The following is a 16,433-nucleotide window of genomic DNA, read 5'->3' as shown; positions in this document are numbered from 1 at the left end:
GATCAGCCGGGCGAGGGTGCGAGGGAGTCGAGGAGGGCCCGGTAGGTCGCCTCGACGGCGCCGTCCCGGCTGACGATGGCGACGGCCTGCGGGCGCTCGGCGAGCAGCCGCTCCAGGGCGTCGTGGCAGCGCAGCAGGTGCTCGTCCCCTCCCTGCCCGGCGACGATCTCGCGGACCTGCCGGTGCCAGGGCGCGGGGTCGCTGTCGCCACGCCGGTGGAACCGGGCGACCACGGCGTCGCGCTCGTCCATGACGAAGCGCTCGACGAACTCGGCGTTCGCTGCCGAGGCCGCACCCTCGAACCGGGCCAGCTCCGTCGGACGGATCAGCATCTGGGGCAGCACGACGTCCTGTCCGGTGCCGAGGTACGCCTCGATCATCGCCAGGGCCGCGGGACGGATGAGCGCGCCCGCGCCGACGAAGTCGGCCTCCCAGCCGCCGACGAGCGAGCGGAGGACGTCGACGTCGCAGTTGAGCGTGCCCGGGTGGTCGGCCACGTAGCGCCGGGCGAGCGTCGACTTGCCCACGCCGGGCGGTCCGTTGAGGTGGATGAGCCGGCTCACGCCGCCGACCGTACGCGCCACCGGCTCCGTCCGCCCCACGCGGATCCACCTGAGAGGATCGGGTCCGTGATCGACCTGCGCTCCGACACCCTGACCAAGCCCACCGACGACATGCGCGCGGCCATGGCGCGCGCGGAGGTCGGGGACGACGTGTACGGCGAGGACCCGACCGTCGCGGCGCTGGAGGAGAAGGTCGCGGGGCTGTTCGGGCACGAGGCGGCGCTGTTCACGCCGACCGGGTCGATGGCCAATGTCCTCGCCGTCCGGTCGGTCGTCACCGCCGGGCAGGAGGTGCTGTGCGAGGCCAGCGCGCACATCGCCCGGGCCGAGCTCGGCGCGCACGGCGCGTACACCGGGCTGACGATGCGCACCTGGATCCACCCGCGCGGCCAGGTCGACCTGCCCACGATCCGGGGCATGTTCGCGCCGGACATGGGCCCGTTCTTCGTGCCGACCGCGGCGATCTCGGTCGAGAACACCCACAACTTCGCCGGGGGAGCGGTGCTGCCGCTGTCGGACCTGCGCGACCTGCGCGAGTACGCGACCGGAGTCGGGGCCGAGGTCCACATGGACGGCGCGCGGATCTGGAACGCGCACGTCGCGACCGGCACGCCGTTCGCCGAGTACGGCGCGGTCGCCGACGTGCTGAGCGTGTGCCTGTCCAAGGGCCTCGGCGCCCCGGTGGGCTCGCTGATGGTCGGCAGCCGCGACGCGATCGCCGAGGCGCGGGTCTGGCGCAAGCGGATGGGCGGCGGGATGCGCCAGGTCGGCATCCTGGCCGCGGCGGGCATCCATGCGCTCGACCACCACGTCGAGCGGCTCGCCGACGACCACGCCCACGCGCGGCTGCTCGCCGAGGCCTGCGGCGTCGACCCGGCGACGGTCGACACCAACATCGTCGTCGTGCACCGGCCCGACGCCGCCGACTTCGTCGCGAGGGCGAAGGAGCAGGGCGTGGTGATCTCCACCGTCGGCCCGACCGCCGTCCGCCTGGTCACCCACCTGGACGTGAGCCGTGCGGACGCCGAGAAGGCCGCGGCGGTGCTGAGCGCGATCGCCTAGGAGATCGCGGTCCACACGTGCCGCACGCCGCTGTCCACGACAGCGACGGTGCGGGGCTGGTCCTCGAGGCCCCGGATCACCACGACCACGGCACCGGCTTCGGTCGTGCAGCCGAGGCCGGGCTCTCCTTCGTCGGGCGTGATGTCGACGCCGAGGGTGTCGTCGTCGTACCTCGTGGTCGCGTTCGCGCCGCACCCGCCGTACGAGAACGAGCTGAGGTAGCGGAGCGTCCCGGTGTCGGTGTCCCACACCGGTCGCGCGGCGGGTCGGAGGCCCGCTGCCGCCCGGGAGAACGCGGGTTCGTCGTTGTGGTTCACCACCTGCGCGGCCGGGGTCACGGGCCCGGCCGGCTGGACCGCGCGATCGGCGTTACCCACGGGGCGGGCGCCGATCGCGACGCCGCCGGCCACCAGGACGGCGGTCAGCGCGCCGACGACCACGAGGCCGCGGCGGGCCGCGACGTATGCCGAGGAGTCCTCGTCCACACTCGTACGACGGGGTGGCGGGTCGTCAGGTTCCGACGAACGACAGGTCGCTGATCGCGGTGTAGTCGCGGGCCGCGCGCCCCTCGCCCGGCGGCGACACCGACACCAGGCGCAGCACGACGGTGGTCGTCGTGACGTCGACGTCCACGGACTGCACGGCCTCGGTGTCCGCGAGGTCCTGCGACACCGTCGTGCCGTCGTCGAAGACCCACTCGACGCGGAGCACGCGGCGGTTGCCGTGGTACCAGTCGAGCTCGTGGCCCCGCGCGTCCTGCGCGGTCTTGGCGTACCCGTTGATCAGGCCGACCCGCCGCAGGTGCGTCTGCCGCGGCAGCGTCACGGTGATCTCCTCACCGCCGCCGTCGCCGGGCATCCGCCAGCAGGTCTCCGGCACGCCGTCGAGCATGTTGTCGCCGACGTACGTCGTGGGGTTGCCGCTCACGTCCTGGTTCGGCGGGGCCGTCGCCGGCACCGTCACCTCCGCGCCGGCGAGGAGCCTCCCTCCGGCGGGCGGATCCGACGGGGGGTGGCCGTGCCGGGTGATCGTCGGCGTGGCGACGCCCGGCGCCGCGTCGTCGCCGCCGGCCAGCAGCCCGACGCCGGCGAGCACGCCGGCCACCAGCACCAGCGCCACCGCGGCGACCACGAACGGCCAGACCGGGCGCGGGCGACGGTGGGGGTGCGGCTCGGGCCCGGGCTCGGGCTCGGGAGCGACGTACGCCGGCTCGGTCTCGTCCGCGAACAGCGGGTAGCGCGGCGGGGGCGGCACCTGACCGGCCTGCGCCGGCGGCGGGGTCGAGGGCGGGGGCGGGGGTGCGGGCGGGGGTGCGTCGACGGGATGGCCGCAGTTCGTGCAGAACCGGCCGACACCGAGCTCGTGACCGCAGTTCGCGCAGCTCGCCACTGGACCCTCCTGTCAGGGCCCGACGACCCGCGGGTCAGCGTAGTGCGGCCGCCCGTGAGGGTGCCCGAGGCATCGTCCGCCGCTGCGCTGCGGACGAGGACGTCGAACACCCTCACGGAGCTGCACGGCCGGCACAGAACGGGGACGAGTGCTGTGTGGCCGACGCAAGGCTAGGCCGGTCGAGCGCCGCGCCACCGGCGTTTGGCAGGTACTAGGACCAAAGGGCAGTTCGGCCCCGCACCAGGCAGCCCCGCTGGTCCCACACGTCCTCGAGGCCGAGCCACCGGGCCAGGTCCGCGACCTCGGCCAGGACGGCGTCGCGCGCGTCGTCGTCCAGGTCGACGTCCTCGTGGAGCGCGTGCACGACGAGCGCGCCCTCGGCGCGGTCGGCGGCGGCGTCCAGCTTGCCCACGAGCCGGTCGCCGTGCAGGACGGGCAGCGCGTAGTAGCCCCAGCGCCGCTTCTCGGCGGGCTTGTACATCTCGAGCTGGTAGTCGAACCCGAAGAGCTCCAGGAGCCGCTTGCGGTCGAACACCAGGCGGTCGAACGGCGAGAGCAGCGCCGTGCGTCCGTCGAGCGTGGTGTCGAGCAGCTCGGGGTCCACCCGCCACCTGCCGCGCACGCCCTCGACCCGGGCCGGCTCGCCGGCCGTGCTCCTCCGCACGAGGCCGAGCGCGCGCAGCCCGCGCCGGTCGCGGATCCGCCGCGCCTCCTCGACGTCCGGGACCGGGTCGTCGGGATAGACCCGCTCCGCCAGGTCCCACAAGGGCTCGCGGCCCTGCCGGCCGACGGTGACCACCTCGCCGCGCTCGACCATGAGCGCCAGCAGCCGCTGGAGGTTGCGGTCGTTGTTCCAGCCGCTGGAGCGCCACGGCACCTCGCAGGTGTCGGGGATCGCGCTGGTCGGCAGCGGCCCGTCGGAACGCAGCAGCTCGAGGACGTCGCGCCGGCACGCGTCGTTCGCCTCGACCCACTCCGCGCGCCACACCTCCCGGTCCTTGAGCGGGCCGGTGCCGGGCCAGGCCGCCATCTCGGCGCGGTACAGCGCCAGGTCCTCGATCGGGCGCACGAAGCCCTGGTGCTCGACCAGCGCCTGCTCGTCCAGCGCGTCGCGCAGCTCCGCGGGGTCGTACGACGAGCCGAGCCGGCTCCACAGCACCAGGTCGGCGCTCGGCGCGATCGCGTTCGTCGGCTCGGCCTGCAGCGCGGTCAGGTGCCGCACGACCTCGAACAGGTCTCTCGGCCGAGCCGCGTCGAGGAGCTGCGCGCGCACCGCGATCCGTCGGGCGTCGTCGCGGGAGAGCTCGTGCATCGGAGGAAGTCTCACACGGCGCTCAGACGGCGATGTGCGGAACCTCGGCCTCCACCTTGCGGCGCGGGCCGACCTCCACGATCAGCATCGCGGCGAGGACCATCAGGCCGCCGGTGAGCATCCGGAACGTCGGCGACTCGCCGCCGAACAGCACCGCGAAGAGCGCCGCGAACACCGGCTCCATGCTCATCACGATCGCGGTGCGGGTGGCCGACAGGTGTGCCTGCGCCCAGGTCTGGCCGAGCAGCGCGAGCGCGGCCGGGAACACCGCCATGTAGACGACCGCCAGCCAGTCCTCGGTGTTGGCGGGCAGCACGATGCCGTGCGGCGCGCTGGCGACCAGGCAGATCACCGCGACCGCGACGACCTGGAGGATCGACATGCCGAGCGCGTCGCGGGCGTTCGACCAGGCGCCGAGCCCGACGATGTGCAGCGCGTAGAGCATCGCGGCCACGAACGTCAGCGCCTCGCCGTAGCCGATGGAGAAGCCATCCAGCGTGAGCACCGCGAGGCCGGCGAAGGCCAGCAGCACGGCCGCCCAGGTCATCCGGGTGATCCGGTTGTGCAGGAGCACGGCCGCGAACAGCGGCGTGGCGACGACGTACATGCCGGTGATGAAGCCCGACACGCTCGCCGGGGTGTGGGCGAGGCCGAGGGTCTGGAGGATCTGCGCGACGCCGTACAGGCCGCCCAGGACGACGGCCTGGCGGCGGGCGCGCGGCGACAGCCGGAGCACGGCCTTGGGGGCGACGACCAGCAGCAGCACCCCCGCGATCGAGAACCGGACGGCGAGGAAGTCGACCGCCGGCACCCGGTCCAGCAGGTCGTGGATGAGGAAGAACGTGCTGCCCCAGCACGCGGTGATGCCGATCAGCACCAGCGTCGCGAGCAGCGCCGTCCGGCGCTCACCCATCGCCCAGCCCCTGACGGAGCCTCTTGAGCAGCGGGATGTCGCGGGTGCTCGCGTCGCGCGAGTCGGGGGTCTCCAGGATGAACGGCACGCCCTCGGTGGCCGGGTGGCGGAACAGCTCGACGAACGCCGCCTCGCCGATGTGCCCCTCGCCGATCCGCTGGTGCCGGTCCTTGAACGCGCCCCGCACGTCCATCGAGTCGTTCGCGTGGATCAGCCGCAGCCGGCCCGGCCCGCCGATCTCGACGATCCGGTCCACGGTCGCGGTTGCCCCGCCGGGCTCGTCCAGCGGCGCGCCGGCCGCGAACACGTGGCAGGTGTCCAGGCAGATCCCCGCCTTCGGGTGGAAGTCCAGCGCCTCCAGGTACGCAGCCAGGTCCTCGACACCCGCGCACAGCGACCGCCCCTGACCGGCGGTCGGCTCCAGCAGCAGCCAGGGCGCGGCGTCGCCCTCGATCGTCTCGAGGATCGGCAGCAGCCCCTCGCGGACCTGCTTCATCGCCTGCCGGTCGTCCGCGTCGCCGACGTACGAGCCGGTGTGGACGACCACGCCCTCGGCGCCGATCTCCGCCGCCCGCTTGAGGTTGTGGGCGACCGATGCGACCGAGCTCTCGTACGTCGCGGGCGTCGGGCTGCCGAGGTTCACCAGGTACGGCGCGTGGATGAACGTGCGCGTGCCCCGCTCGGCCATCAGGTCGCGGAACCGCACGTCCTCGGCCGGCTTGCCCTCGGTCAACCGCCAGCCGCGCGGGTTGCCCGTGAAGACCTGGAACGTCTCGCAGCCCACCAGGTCGGCGTTCGCGACGGCCCCGTCGACCAGGCCCTTGCCCACCAGGACATGGGTTCCGACCGGGTTGCGCACCGCGTCAACCTACCGGCCGCGCCGGCGGGTCGGCGCACGCGGTCAGATCAGGTTGAGGGTGATCGTCGAGCCCCTGGGCACCCGGGCTCCGGCCTCGGGGTCCTGCGAGAAGACGAAGCCGAGGCCGAGCGAGCCGGGCGCCTGGCGGGTCTCGACGTGGAAGCCCAGCCCTTCGAGGGTCTGGGTGGCGGCGTCGACGCCCTGGCCGCGCACGGACGGGACGTCGACGAGCTCGGGGCCCTTCGAGACGACCAGCTGGACGGCGTCGCCTCGGTGCAGGGTGGTGCCGCTCGGCGGGTCCATCGAGATGACGCCGCCGTCGGCCACGGTGTCGGAGTACTCCTCGCTCACGACCTTGCCGTCGAGCCCCTTGGCCCGCAGCCAGGCCAGCGCGTCGTCGGCGTCCTTGCCGACCCAGTCCTTGAGCCTGACCGGCTTCGGCCCCTTGCTGACGACCAGGTCGACGGCGGCGTCGGGGCGCAGCGTCGTGCCGGCCTTGGGGCTGCTGGTGATCACCTGGCCCTCGGGGACGGTGTCGGACCAGCGGTCCTTGGTGGTGCCGTAGGCGAGGTGCGCCTGCGCGAGCGCGTCCTGCGCCTCGTCCTCGGTCAGGCCCTTGAGCTTCGGGACGTCGTACCGCTCCTTGCCGAGCGAGATCGTGACCGCGACGGTGCCGCCGTCGAGCACCTGGTCGCCGGGCGCGGGGTCGGTGGCCACGACCCGGCCGGCGGGAACCGTCTCGGAGTAGGCCTGGTCGCCGTACTCGACCTCGAGGCCGGCGTCGGCGAGCTTCTGCGCGGCGGCGGCCTTGGTCATGCCGAGCACGCCGGGGGTCGACGTGTAGCGGCCGTCGAAGAACCACCACGAGCCGACGGCGAGGCCGGCGACCAGCAGCACCGCGAGGACGGTCGCGAGCAGGCCGCGGCGCCGCCGGGGCCGGCCGGTCCGCCGCGCGGGAGCGGGCGGAGGCGGGGGAGACGTGCGCAGCCGCGTGGTGCGCTCGAGGTCCCGGGTCTCCTCCCGCTGGTCGCCGTCCGGGACCGGCGGCGCCACCAGCAGCGGCGTGAGGTCCTGGGTGAGCTCGGGGTCCTCGGCGACGCCCTCGGCCAGCGCGTGCGTCACCCGGCGGACCTGGTGCAGCAGCACGCCGGCGTCGGCCGGGCGCAGGCTGCGGTCGCGGGCGGTCGCCCGCGCGACCAGCGCGTCGACGTACGGCGGGAGGCCCGGCTCGAGCGTCGAGGGAGCGGGGACGTCGTCGTGCACGTGCTTGTAGGCGACCTGGATCGGCGTCTCGCCCTCGTGCGGCTTGGCGCCGGTGAGCAGCTCGAACAGCACGACGCCCGCGGCGTACACGTCGGCGCGCGCGTCGGCGCGGCCGTCGATGACCAGCTCGGGGGCGAGGTAGGAGACCGTCCCGATGAGCACGCCGCCGGTCGCGGTGTGCTGGGTGTCGGCGCTGACCGCGCGGGCCAGGCCGAAGTCCGCGACCTTGACCCGTCCGTCGTCGGCGATGAGGACGTTCTCGGGCTTGACGTCGCGGTGGATGAGTCCGGCGCGGTGCGCGGCGGCCAGCGCGGAGAGCACCGGCTCCATCAGCGCGAGCGCCCGCGCGGGCGGCATCGGCGCCTCCTTGCGGATCACGTCGCGCAGCGTGATGCCGTCGATCAGCTCCATCGCGAGGAACACGGTCCCGTGGTCGTCGCCCTGGTCGTAGACCGCGACGACGTTGGGGTGCGAGAGCCGGGCGGCGGAGCGGGCCTCGCGCACGAACCGGGCCGCGAACTCGTCGTCGTCCCCGAGCCCGGGGTGCATGATCTTGATCGCGACCGTGCGGTCCAGCCGGATGTCGGTGGCCTCGTAGACGCTGGCCATGCCGCCGCGCGCGATGCGCGGCCCGATCCGGTAGCGGCCCTCCAGGACGCGGCCGGTCATGGGGTCGCCGGCAGTGTCGGCGCCGCCCTGCCGGGCGTGCCGGTCCGAGCGCCGGTCAGGCGTCACAGCGACCCTCCTGTGGCCGGATGGGGAAGGATCCGGAGCCCCAATCGTACGGACGCGCGCCGCCGGAGCGGGGTTCAGGCGCCCCCGGCGTGGCGTGGGCCACGATGCAAGACTGGGCGCATGAACCAGCAGAGCCTTGCCGAAGCCGACCTCGCCGCCCTCGTCCCCGCGTGGCTGGACTGGGCCGGAGCCGCCGAGCTGCTGGGCGTCACGCCGGCCAAGGTGAAGACGATGATCCGCGACCACGAGCTGGCCGCCGCGGTCCCCGTGCCCGGCGCCGGGCAGCAGGTGCCCGCCGACTTCCTCCAGGACGGCGCCGTCGTCAAGGGCCTGCCCGGCCTGCTCACGCTGCTGCACGACGCGGGGTACGACGACCGCGAGTGCATCGCCTGGATCTTCACCGACGACGACCTCCCCGGCCGCCCGATCGACGCGCTGCGCGAGAACCGGGGCGCGGAGGTCAAGCGCCGCGCGCAGGCCATGATGTGACGCCGAGTCGGCTCAGACCACGCGCTGGGTGGCCGCGGACGCGAGGTCCCGCAGCACGCGGCGGGCGCGCTCGTCGATCGGCGCCTGGTCGAGCGCCGCGACCGCGTGCGCGGCGAGCTCGCCGATGACCGCCTCGACCTGGGCGTGGGCGCCGCTGCCGTCGATGATCGCGCGCAGCTCCTCGACCTCGTCGGGGGAGAGCTGGGTGCCGAGCGCGGCGTCGAGGCGCGCCGCGTCGGCGGGGGCGGCGGCGTCGAGCGCCAGTGCGACCAGCACGGTGCGCTTGCCCTCGATCAGGTCGTCGCCGGCCGGCTTCCCCGTGGTGTCCGGGTCGCCGAACACGCCGAGCAGGTCGTCGCGGAGCTGGAACGCCTCGCCGAGCGGCAGCCCGAACCGGGACAGCTCGGCCATCGTCGACTCCGGGGCGCCGGCGAGCGCGGCGCCGATGTGCAGGGGCCGCTCGATGGAGTACTTCGCGGACTTGTAGCGCAGCACGGTCATCGCGGCCTCGACGTCGGCGCGGCCGCGCGCCTGCACGGACACGTCGAGGAACTGGCCGGCGATCACCTCGGAGCGGCACCGGTCGAAGACCTCGAGCGCGGGCGCGACCTCGGTGATCGGCAGCCCGCAGCGGCGCAGCAGCTCGTCGGACCAGCTGAGCAGCAGGTCGCCCAGCAGGATCGCCGCGGCGGCGCCGTACTGCTCCGGGTCGCCGCGCCAGCCCGCGTCGCGGTGCTCGGCCTCGAACTCCCGGTGCGTGGCCGGCCGGCCGCGGCGGGTGTCGGAGGCGTCCATGAAGTCGTCGTGCACGAGCGCGCTCGCGTGCAGCAGCTCCAGCGACGCGCAGGCGCGGATCAGCGCCTCCTCGTCGTCGGGGGACGGGTGGACCGCCCGGTGGCCCCAGTAGCAGAACGCCGCGCGGAACCGCTTGCCGCCGGAGACGGCCGCGTGCGCCGCGCGCACCAGCCGGTCGGCGTCCGGGCCGAGCGGCGCGAGCGTGGCGGCCTGCTCGTCGACGAACGCGTCGAGCGCGGTCTGGACGCGGTCGCGGAAGTCTGCGTCGTCCCAGCCGTCGCTCGCCACGGCGCCGAGACTAGCCAGTGGACACCGGCCCCCCGCGGCCGCCCCCGTACCTAGACTGTTGCGTATGGCGAACCCACGGAGGATCGGCGAGCTGGTCCGTGAGGAGCGTTCGTTCTCCTTCGAGTTCTTCCCGCCCAAGGACGACGCGGGCGAGGAGCAGCTCTGGCAGGCGATCAGCGAGCTGGAGCCGTTCCGCCCGACGTTCGTCTCGGTGACGTACGGCGCGGGCGGGTCGACCCGCAGCACCACGGTCCGGGTCACCAGCCGGATCGCGCGCGAGACGTCGATGACCGCGATGGCCCACCTCACCTGCGTCGGCCACACCCGCCAGGAGCTCGAGGCCATCGTCGACTCGTACGCCGCGGCCGGCATCCACAACGTGATGGTGCTGCGCGGCGACCCGGCGGACGGCCCGCGCGCGCCCTGGACCCCGACCGACGGCGGCCTGACCTACGCCACCGAGCTGGTCGAGCTGGTGCGCGAGCGCGGGGACTTCAGCGTCGGGGTCGCCGCGTTCCCCGAGAAGCACCCGTCCTCTGCGTCGCTCGACCACGACGCCGACGTGCTGGTCGCGAAGGCGCGGGCCGGCGCGGAGTTCGCGGTCACCCAGATGTTCTTCCGGGCCGACGACTACTTCGGGCTGGTCGACCGGGTGCGCGCCCGCGGCGTCGACATCCCGATCCTCCCGGGCATCATGCCGATCCTGAACCTCGCCAACATCCGCCGCCAGGGTGAGCTGATCGGCACCGACGTGCCGGCGTCGGTGATCGAGCGGATCAGTGCCCACGACGGTGACCCGGTCGCGATGCGCGCGGCCGGCATCGAGCTCGCCGCCGAGCTGTGCGAGCGGCTGCTCGACGGCGGGGCGCCGGGGCTGCACTTCTACACGCTCAACCGCTCCAAGGCGACGCGCGAGATCTTCGCCGCGCTCAACCTGGCCGTCTAGCAGGGTCTAGGCCGGACCGATCTCCGTCGCCACCAGCGCGGCGGACAGCCCGACGAACGGCAGCCCGGCGCCGGGGGTGGCGTGCGCGCCGGCGGCGTACACCCCGGCGACCGGGGTGCGCGGGCCGAGTCGCCGGCGGACCGTGCCGCGGCCCTGCCAGAGCACTCCCATCGGCGAGCCGCCCCAGAGCTCGACCTGGTCGCGCGGGCTGCGGTCGACCCGGGTGACGACCTGGGCGCGCACGTCGATCCGGTGCCGCGCGAGCGCGCGCAGGATGTCCTCGGACAGCTTCCCGCGGCCGTGCACGGTGAGCGTCGACGGGCCGTTGCGGCGCACGACCAGCGTCGGGTCGCCGTGCAGCACCAGCTCGTGCGGCAGGTCCGGCACCTCACCGGACAGCCCGACGTGCACGACCACCGGCGGGATCGCGGGCATGGTGCGTGCGACGTACGGCGCGAGCGCGGGCAGCCTCCGCGGGTCGATCGCGCACACGACGGCGTCGGCCTCGACGTCGCCGCTGACGGTCCGCACCGCGACGACCCGGCCGTCGCGCAGGACCAGGTCGCGCGCCTCGGTCCCGGTCATCGCGGTCACCCCGCGGGTGGCCAGCCGCTCCGCGAGCGCCGTACCGAGCCGGTGCATCCCGCCCTCGACGGTCCAGGCGCCGAACCGCTGCTCGACGTACGACAGGACGCCGAGCCAGGCCGGCACGTTGCGCAGCTCGTGCCCCTCCGCCACGAGCGGGTGCCCGGCGACCAGGCGCAGCCGTTCGTCCTTGAACGCCTTCCGCAGCCGCTTGTGCAGCATCCGGCGCCCGCCGAGGAGCGCCGGCGGCGCGGCCGGGTCCCACGGGTTCTCGAGGTAGGTACGCCGCAGCTCGTCCCAGTCGTCGGCGTACGACGCCACGTAGTCGACCCACCGCCGGCCGAGCCCGGGGCCGAGCTCGTCGAAGGCCGCGAGCTGGGCCGCGCGGCCGACCGGCACCCGCACCGACGAGCCGTCGGCGAACCGGTGCTCGCGGACGACGTCGAGCGGCACCAGCTCCAGCTCGCGCTCGACCGGCCGCCCGGACTTGCGGAAGAGGTCGCGCACGACGGCGGGGAGCAGCGTGTACGTCGGGCCGGCGTCCCAGCTGAAGCCGTCCGCGGTGACGGCGGACAGCGCCCCGCCCAGGGTGGCCGACCGCTCGACGAGCGCGACGTCGTGGCCGAGCTTCGCGAGCCGCACGGCAGCGGCCAGGCCGCCGAAGCCCCCACCCACCACCACGACCCGCATGGGCGGTGACTCTAGGGGACCCTAGGCCCGCGGGTCCGGTGCGGCCTCGAGGCGCTCGTCCTCGGCCAGCGCGGCGAGCCGCTCGCCGGGGCGCAGCCGGCGGTCGGTGGTGCTGCGCCGCTCGACGTCCATGTCCGGGAGGTAGCCCTCGACCTCCGCGACGGTGACGCCCGCGTCGATGCCGACCAGCAGGTTGGCCTGCAGCAGCTGGAAGAAGTCGGGGTCGACGCCGGCCAGGAGCGTGCAGCCCGCGGACATCCGGGTGTTGAGCTCGGTGGGCCGGAAGCCGTCGGCGGTCAGCACGCCGTCGACGCCGAACGCGCCGCGGTACCCGTGCGCGGCACGGAGGTGCTCGCCGACCCGGCGGGCGACGTCCCGCAGGTGCTCCCGGTCGTCGGGGGCCGGGTCCCAGCCGGTGCCGAGGCCGGCGTACGCGAACGTCCGCGCGGCCCGGTCGCGCAGCACGGCGATCTCGACCGGTCGCAGCACCGCCGTGCCGTCGGGCAGCACGAACCCGTGGATCGAGCACGGCACACCGTCGAGGAACGGCATCACGCGCACCCGCTCGGAGCGCGGCGCGAAGAACGCGCGGGCCTTGGCGCGGTCGTCGCGGTCGAGCACCCAGCGCACGTAGTCGCCGCCGCCGGTGAACCCGTCGCCCGACCACACGGCGCCCAGCGGGCCCGCGAGCTCGCGGGTGGCGGCCGCGAGGGCGTCCTCCTCCAGCGGGACGACCCGGGACGGCGCGGCCGCGATCCCGGCGGCCGCCCAGACCGCGTCGGCGCGCAGCTTGTCCTCGAGGGCGAGGAACGCGCGGGGACGGCCGCCGGTCACGGGCCGGCCGAGCACCGGCTCGTCGCTGGTCACGAACGGCGAGGTGCGGAACAGCCCCCGCCCCTCGGGGTCGAACCGCTCGACGGCGGCCACGGCGTCCGGCCGGAGGTCGCGCACCAGCCGGTCGTGCAGCCGGAAGCCGTCGGTGGCCAGCACGGTGGCCGGCACCGGGGGATCGAGCACCAGCGTGCGGCAGCCGAGGCGGTCCAGCCGCTCGACCCAGGAGGCCCAGCCGGCCGCGCCCCCCGGAGCGAGCACGACCGGGCGGCCGGCGTACAGCGCGGCCAGTCGTTCGCGGAGCTCAGCCCTCCGCATCGAGCACCCGCCGCAGCGAGTCCTCGTCGCGTCCCACGACGGTGGTGCCGTCGGCGGCGGTGATGATCGGCCGCTGGATCGCGCGCGGATGCGCGGCCAGGGCCGCGAGCCAGTCGCCGCGGTGCGCGGCGTCCTTCGGGAGGTCGATGCCCTCCTCGCGCGCCTCCTTCGCGCGGGCGACGTCCCACGGCTCGAGCCCGAGGCGCGCCACGACCTCGCCCAGCTCGCTCGCCGTCGGCGGCTCGTCGAGGTAGCGGCGCACCGTGTACTCCACGCCGGCGGCGTCCAGCTCCGCGACCGCGGTGCGGCACTTCGAGCACGCCGGGTTCAGCCAGATCTCCATCACGCCACCTCGATCTCGGTCGCGCCGGTCATCGCGGCGAGCTCGTCGAACGTCGTGGAGAAGACCGCCGACGGGTGGCCGGCGGCGGCCCACACGACGTCGTACCGCCGCAGCCAGGAGTCGAGGTACGTCGGCACCGGGGCCGGGTGGGCGAGAGGGGAGACGCCGCCGATCACCTGGCCGGTGTGCTCGCGCACGAACTCCGGTGTCGCCCGCCTCAGCGTCGCGACGCCGATCCGCTCGGCGACCTTGGCGGTGTCGACGCGGTGGGCGCCGGAGGTGAGGACCAGGACCGGGGAGCCGTCGGCGTCGAACAGCAGGCTGTTGGCGATCGCGCCGACGTCGCAGCCGAGGGCCTCGGCGGCCAGTGCGGCGGTGTGCACGGCGTCGGGAAGGACCACGATCTCGCCGGTGCCGCCGCGGCTGGTGTGGTCGTCGCGGAACCGGGTGATCGAGGGGTGCTCGGTCGTCATACAGGCAGACCCTAGGGTGTCCCCGACAGGAGAGGAGAGCGGATGAGCTCGCAGCGTCCGGCGATGGTGACCGGTGCGACCTGGCTGGCGGCCGCCGCCGTGGCGATGACCGGCGTCACCGCGCTGATGACCGTCGTGTTCCAGGACGAGCTCGTGCGCGCCTGGGCCGCCGACCGGTCCGACGCCGGGGCGGTCGAGCCGCCGGCGTTCGTGCCCGTGGCGGTGACGATGTTCGTCGTGGTGGCGCTGCTGGCCGTGGTGCTCCTCTCGTTCTTCCGCGAGGGCCACAACTGGGCACGCATCGTGCTGAGCGCGGTGGTGGTGATGGTGGGCATCGCGACGTTCGCGATCCTGCGGACCAACCCGCCCGCGCTGTTCCTGGCCGTCGCGATCGTCTCGCTGGTCATCGACCTGGCCGCCGTCGTCGCGCTCTGGCACAAGGACACCCGCGTCTTCTGCGCCCACGTCCGCCGCGAGGCCTGACCGGCTCCTCGACCGGGCTCCTCCGCCTGCTCTTGACGCCCTGTCCGGGGCGAGGTGTAGCCTGAGGCCGTGTTCGAACAGGTGTTCGAACAGCCCGGTGGGGACGACCTCGACCCCCGTCCCCGCCGGGTGGGGTCGGAGCCGGGGGTCGGAAGCTCCGGGGTCGAGGAGAGGCCAGCGATGAACCCGTACGCCCTGCCCGCCACCACGCACTCCTACCTCGCCCGCGCCGCCGAGTCGCTGAGCGAGGCGATCGCCGCCACGGAGGTGCCCACGCGCTACGCGTGCGCGCACGTCGCGGCCCTGCGGGCAGCCGCCGCGCTGCTCGCCGCGCGCGCCCATCCGACACCGGCGCGCCGCCGGCGGCAGAAGAACGCCTGGGTGCTCCTCGCCGAGGTCGCGCCCGAGCTCACGGAGTGGGCGCAGTTCTTCGCCGGGGGAGCCGCCAAGCGCGCGGCGGCCGAGGCCGGCTCGACCCGCGCCGTCAGCGAGCGCGAGGCCGACGACCTGGTGCGGGACGCGGACCGGTTCCTCGCGGTCGTCGAACGCTCGCTCGGCCTGGTGCCGCACGCGGCGACGTCGTCGCGGACCGCGGTGATGCGGGCAGGCTGACGGGGGCGTGCGCGCAGACCCCTAGGCTGGTGGCATGCCCGAGAGCACCAAGCCCAGCGAGCGCCGCAGCGCCGCCCGGACCTCGCTGGTGTGGGAGGCCCTGCTGCCGGTGCTCGACGGCGCCGGCGACGTGCTCGACATCGGCGGGGGCACCGGCGGGTTCGCGGTCCGGGTCGCCGAGCTCGGCCACCGGGTGACGGTCGTCGACCCGAGCCCGGACGCGCTGGCCGCGCTCGACCGCCGGGCCCGCGAGGTCGGGGTGGCGGTCACCGGCCAGCAGGGCGACCTGTCGACGCTGCTGGACGTCGCCGGACCGGCGAGCGCCGACGTCGTGATGTGCCACGGCGTGCTCGAGGTGGTCGACGACCCGGCCGCCGCGCTCGCGACGATCCGCGCGGTGCTGCGGCCCGGCGGCACGCTGAGCGTCCTCGTCGCGCAGCGCCACGCCGCGGTGGTGGCCCGCGCGATGGCCGGCCACTTCGCCCAGGCGCTGGCGATGCTCGACCCTTCGCCAGGCTCAGGACGACGCGACCCCGCCGCGGGTGGCGGGCGGGCCGGCCACCGGTTCACCGAGGACGAGCTGCGGACGCTGCTCGCCGGGGCCGGCTTCGACGTCCGCACCGTGCACGGCGTCCGGGTCTTCGCCGACCTCGTGCCCGGGTCGCTGCTCGACCTGGAGCCCGGCGCGACCGCCGCGCTGCTGGACCTCGAGCGGGCGGTCACCGAGCGGCCGGAGTTCCGGCCGCTGGCCACCCAGTTGCACGTGCTGGCCCGCTGATCCCCACCCGCCGGCCGGTCGTCGTTTCCCCCTGGGTGAGAACGGGAACGGTTCGGTCACGAATTTCCCGAACCCGCCTACCGCCTCGCCCGGGCGCTGCCTAGACTTGCAGCAACCGGACGTCCGGGCCGGCGACGCAGATGCAGGGGAGGTACGGTGCCACTCTCGGAAGAGGAGCTCCGACTGCTCGAGCAGATGGAACGTGCCCTCGTCGAGGAGGACCCCAAGCTCGCCTCGACCCTGCGCGGCACCGCGTTCCGTCGCTCCGCCCGTCGGCGCGCGATCGTCGCGGGCGTGGGCTTCGTCGTCGGTGTCGTCGTGCTGATGACCGGTGCCGTCGCCCAGATCACCCCCGTCGGGATCGTCGGGTTCGTGATCATGCTCGTCTCGGCCACGGTGGCGCTCACCGCCCTGCGCGGCCAGCAGACCGCCGTCGGCCCCGACCCCCGGGCCGCGCACCCCAGCCGCGGCTTCACCGTCATCGAGGGTGGCCGCACCGGCAAGACCCGGCGCACCCGCCGACACCACCACTCCAGCCACTCCTTCATGGAGCGGATGGAGGAGCGCTGGCGCCGCCGCCGCGAGGACGGCGGGTTTTAGCACCCGCTCCGGCAGGACGTCATACGGACGGTGTGTCCCCTTGCTCTGTCGAGTCCGGGGACATCGGTAACACATATGTCTCAGGACATCGGTGACACTAGTGGTC

19 protein-coding genes are annotated in these 16,433 nt (G+C 74.6%); 7 read left to right on the top strand and 12 right to left on the bottom strand.

The features are described 5' to 3' along the window. Positions 1-2: 2 nt before the first annotated feature. Positions 3-563 (bottom strand): AAA family ATPase, encoded by a 561-nt coding sequence (locus ABD086_RS16865; RefSeq protein WP_343908761.1) that lies wholly within the window; start codon positions 561-563, stop codon positions 3-5. Positions 564-629: 66 nt separating this feature from the next. Between ABD086_RS16865 and ABD086_RS16860 the strand changes: the two genes are divergently transcribed. Continuing rightward, complete coding sequence (locus tag ABD086_RS16860; RefSeq protein ID WP_343908759.1) at positions 630-1,625, top strand: threonine aldolase family protein; 996 nt, start codon at positions 630-632, stop codon at positions 1,623-1,625. On the opposite strand, the gene ABD086_RS16855 is transcribed toward ABD086_RS16860, so the two are convergent. The 6 genes from ABD086_RS16855 to pknB form a co-directional block, all read right to left on the bottom strand. After that, a complete protein-coding gene (locus ABD086_RS16855; protein WP_343908757.1) occupies positions 1,622-2,110 on the bottom strand; it encodes a hypothetical protein in 489 nt (162 codons plus the stop codon). The two genes, ABD086_RS16860 and ABD086_RS16855, sit on opposite strands and share 4 nt — an antisense overlap. Before the next feature lie 25 nt (positions 2,111-2,135). Continuing rightward, the gene (locus ABD086_RS16850; protein ID WP_343908755.1) at positions 2,136-3,014 is read right to left on the bottom strand and encodes a zinc ribbon domain-containing protein; all 879 of its coding nucleotides are present in this window, start codon (positions 3,012-3,014) and stop codon (positions 2,136-2,138) included. A gap of 211 nt (positions 3,015-3,225) precedes the next feature. After that, on the bottom strand, positions 3,226-4,326 hold the full coding sequence (locus ABD086_RS16845) for a DNA glycosylase AlkZ-like family protein (RefSeq protein WP_343908753.1): 1,101 nt from the start codon (positions 4,324-4,326) through the stop codon (positions 3,226-3,228). Positions 4,327-4,348: 22 nt separating this feature from the next. Beyond that, positions 4,349-5,239: a DMT family transporter gene (locus tag ABD086_RS16840; protein ID WP_343908751.1), complete on the bottom strand. Its 891-nt coding sequence runs from the start codon at positions 5,237-5,239 to the stop codon at positions 4,349-4,351. After that, entirely contained in the window at positions 5,232-6,098 is an 867-nt protein-coding gene (locus ABD086_RS16835) for a deoxyribonuclease IV (protein ID WP_343908749.1), read from the bottom strand. The genes ABD086_RS16840 and ABD086_RS16835 overlap by 8 nt, the downstream gene beginning before the upstream one ends. Before the next feature lie 42 nt (positions 6,099-6,140). Beyond that, complete coding sequence (gene pknB, locus ABD086_RS16830; RefSeq protein ID WP_343908747.1) at positions 6,141-8,096, bottom strand: Stk1 family PASTA domain-containing Ser/Thr kinase; 1,956 nt, start codon at positions 8,094-8,096, stop codon at positions 6,141-6,143. 120 nt (positions 8,097-8,216) lie between these two features. On the opposite strand from pknB, the gene ABD086_RS16825 reads away from it, so the two are divergent. After that, positions 8,217-8,585, top strand: coding sequence for an Rv2175c family DNA-binding protein (locus ABD086_RS16825; RefSeq protein WP_343908745.1), 369 nt, complete (start codon positions 8,217-8,219; stop codon positions 8,583-8,585). Positions 8,586-8,597: 12 nt separating this feature from the next. On the opposite strand, the gene ABD086_RS16820 is transcribed toward ABD086_RS16825, so the two are convergent. Next, positions 8,598-9,668 carry a polyprenyl synthetase family protein gene (locus ABD086_RS16820; protein ID WP_343908743.1) on the bottom strand — a complete coding sequence of 357 codons (1,071 nt, stop codon included), beginning with the start codon at positions 9,666-9,668 and terminating at the stop codon, positions 8,598-8,600. A 64-nt stretch (positions 9,669-9,732) separates the two neighbouring features. On the opposite strand from ABD086_RS16820, the gene metF reads away from it, so the two are divergent. Next, positions 9,733-10,614 carry a methylenetetrahydrofolate reductase [NAD(P)H] gene (gene metF, locus ABD086_RS16815; protein ID WP_343908741.1) on the top strand — a complete coding sequence of 294 codons (882 nt, stop codon included), beginning with the start codon at positions 9,733-9,735 and terminating at the stop codon, positions 10,612-10,614. Positions 10,615-10,620: 6 nt separating this feature from the next. Here the strand turns inward: metF and ABD086_RS16810 are convergent, their stop codons facing one another. From ABD086_RS16810 to ABD086_RS16795, 4 genes are read right to left on the bottom strand one after another with little or no spacing between them, the layout of a single operon-like run. After that, positions 10,621-11,889 (bottom strand): phytoene desaturase family protein, encoded by a 1,269-nt coding sequence (locus tag ABD086_RS16810; protein WP_343908740.1) that lies wholly within the window; start codon positions 11,887-11,889, stop codon positions 10,621-10,623. Positions 11,890-11,910: 21 nt separating this feature from the next. Next, positions 11,911-13,038, bottom strand: coding sequence for a hypothetical protein (locus tag ABD086_RS16805; protein WP_343908739.1), 1,128 nt, complete (start codon positions 13,036-13,038; stop codon positions 11,911-11,913). Beyond that, positions 13,025-13,381 (bottom strand): ArsC/Spx/MgsR family protein, encoded by a 357-nt coding sequence (locus ABD086_RS16800; RefSeq protein ID WP_343908738.1) that lies wholly within the window; start codon positions 13,379-13,381, stop codon positions 13,025-13,027. The genes ABD086_RS16805 and ABD086_RS16800 overlap by 14 nt, the downstream gene beginning before the upstream one ends. Beyond that, a complete protein-coding gene (locus ABD086_RS16795; protein ID WP_343908737.1) occupies positions 13,381-13,854 on the bottom strand; it encodes a YbaK/EbsC family protein in 474 nt (157 codons plus the stop codon). The genes ABD086_RS16800 and ABD086_RS16795 overlap by 1 nt, the downstream gene beginning before the upstream one ends. A gap of 42 nt (positions 13,855-13,896) precedes the next feature. On the opposite strand from ABD086_RS16795, the gene ABD086_RS16790 reads away from it, so the two are divergent. The 4 genes from ABD086_RS16790 to ABD086_RS16775 all read left to right on the top strand — a co-directional run bounded on the left by ABD086_RS16790 (position 13,897) and on the right by ABD086_RS16775 (position 16,327). Next, entirely contained in the window at positions 13,897-14,337 is a 441-nt protein-coding gene (locus ABD086_RS16790) for a hypothetical protein (protein ID WP_343908736.1), read from the top strand. Between the two features lie 180 nt (positions 14,338-14,517). Continuing rightward, positions 14,518-14,949: an SAV_6107 family HEPN domain-containing protein gene (locus ABD086_RS16785; RefSeq protein ID WP_343908735.1), complete on the top strand. Its 432-nt coding sequence runs from the start codon at positions 14,518-14,520 to the stop codon at positions 14,947-14,949. A gap of 34 nt (positions 14,950-14,983) precedes the next feature. Further along, positions 14,984-15,727 carry a methyltransferase domain-containing protein gene (locus ABD086_RS16780; protein WP_343908734.1) on the top strand — a complete coding sequence of 248 codons (744 nt, stop codon included), beginning with the start codon at positions 14,984-14,986 and terminating at the stop codon, positions 15,725-15,727. A 156-nt stretch (positions 15,728-15,883) separates the two neighbouring features. Then, positions 15,884-16,327, top strand: coding sequence for a DUF3040 domain-containing protein (locus ABD086_RS16775; protein ID WP_343908733.1), 444 nt, complete (start codon positions 15,884-15,886; stop codon positions 16,325-16,327). The last annotated feature ends 106 nt before the right edge of the window (positions 16,328-16,433 follow it).

It is taken from the genome of Nocardioides aquiterrae, assembly GCF_039526625.1.
In the GTDB taxonomy this organism is placed as follows: Bacteria; Actinomycetota; Actinomycetes; order Propionibacteriales; family Nocardioidaceae; genus Nocardioides; species Nocardioides aquiterrae.
The sequence above is the reverse complement of the archived record's forward strand: the minus strand, read 5'-3'. Positions and strand labels throughout refer to the sequence as shown.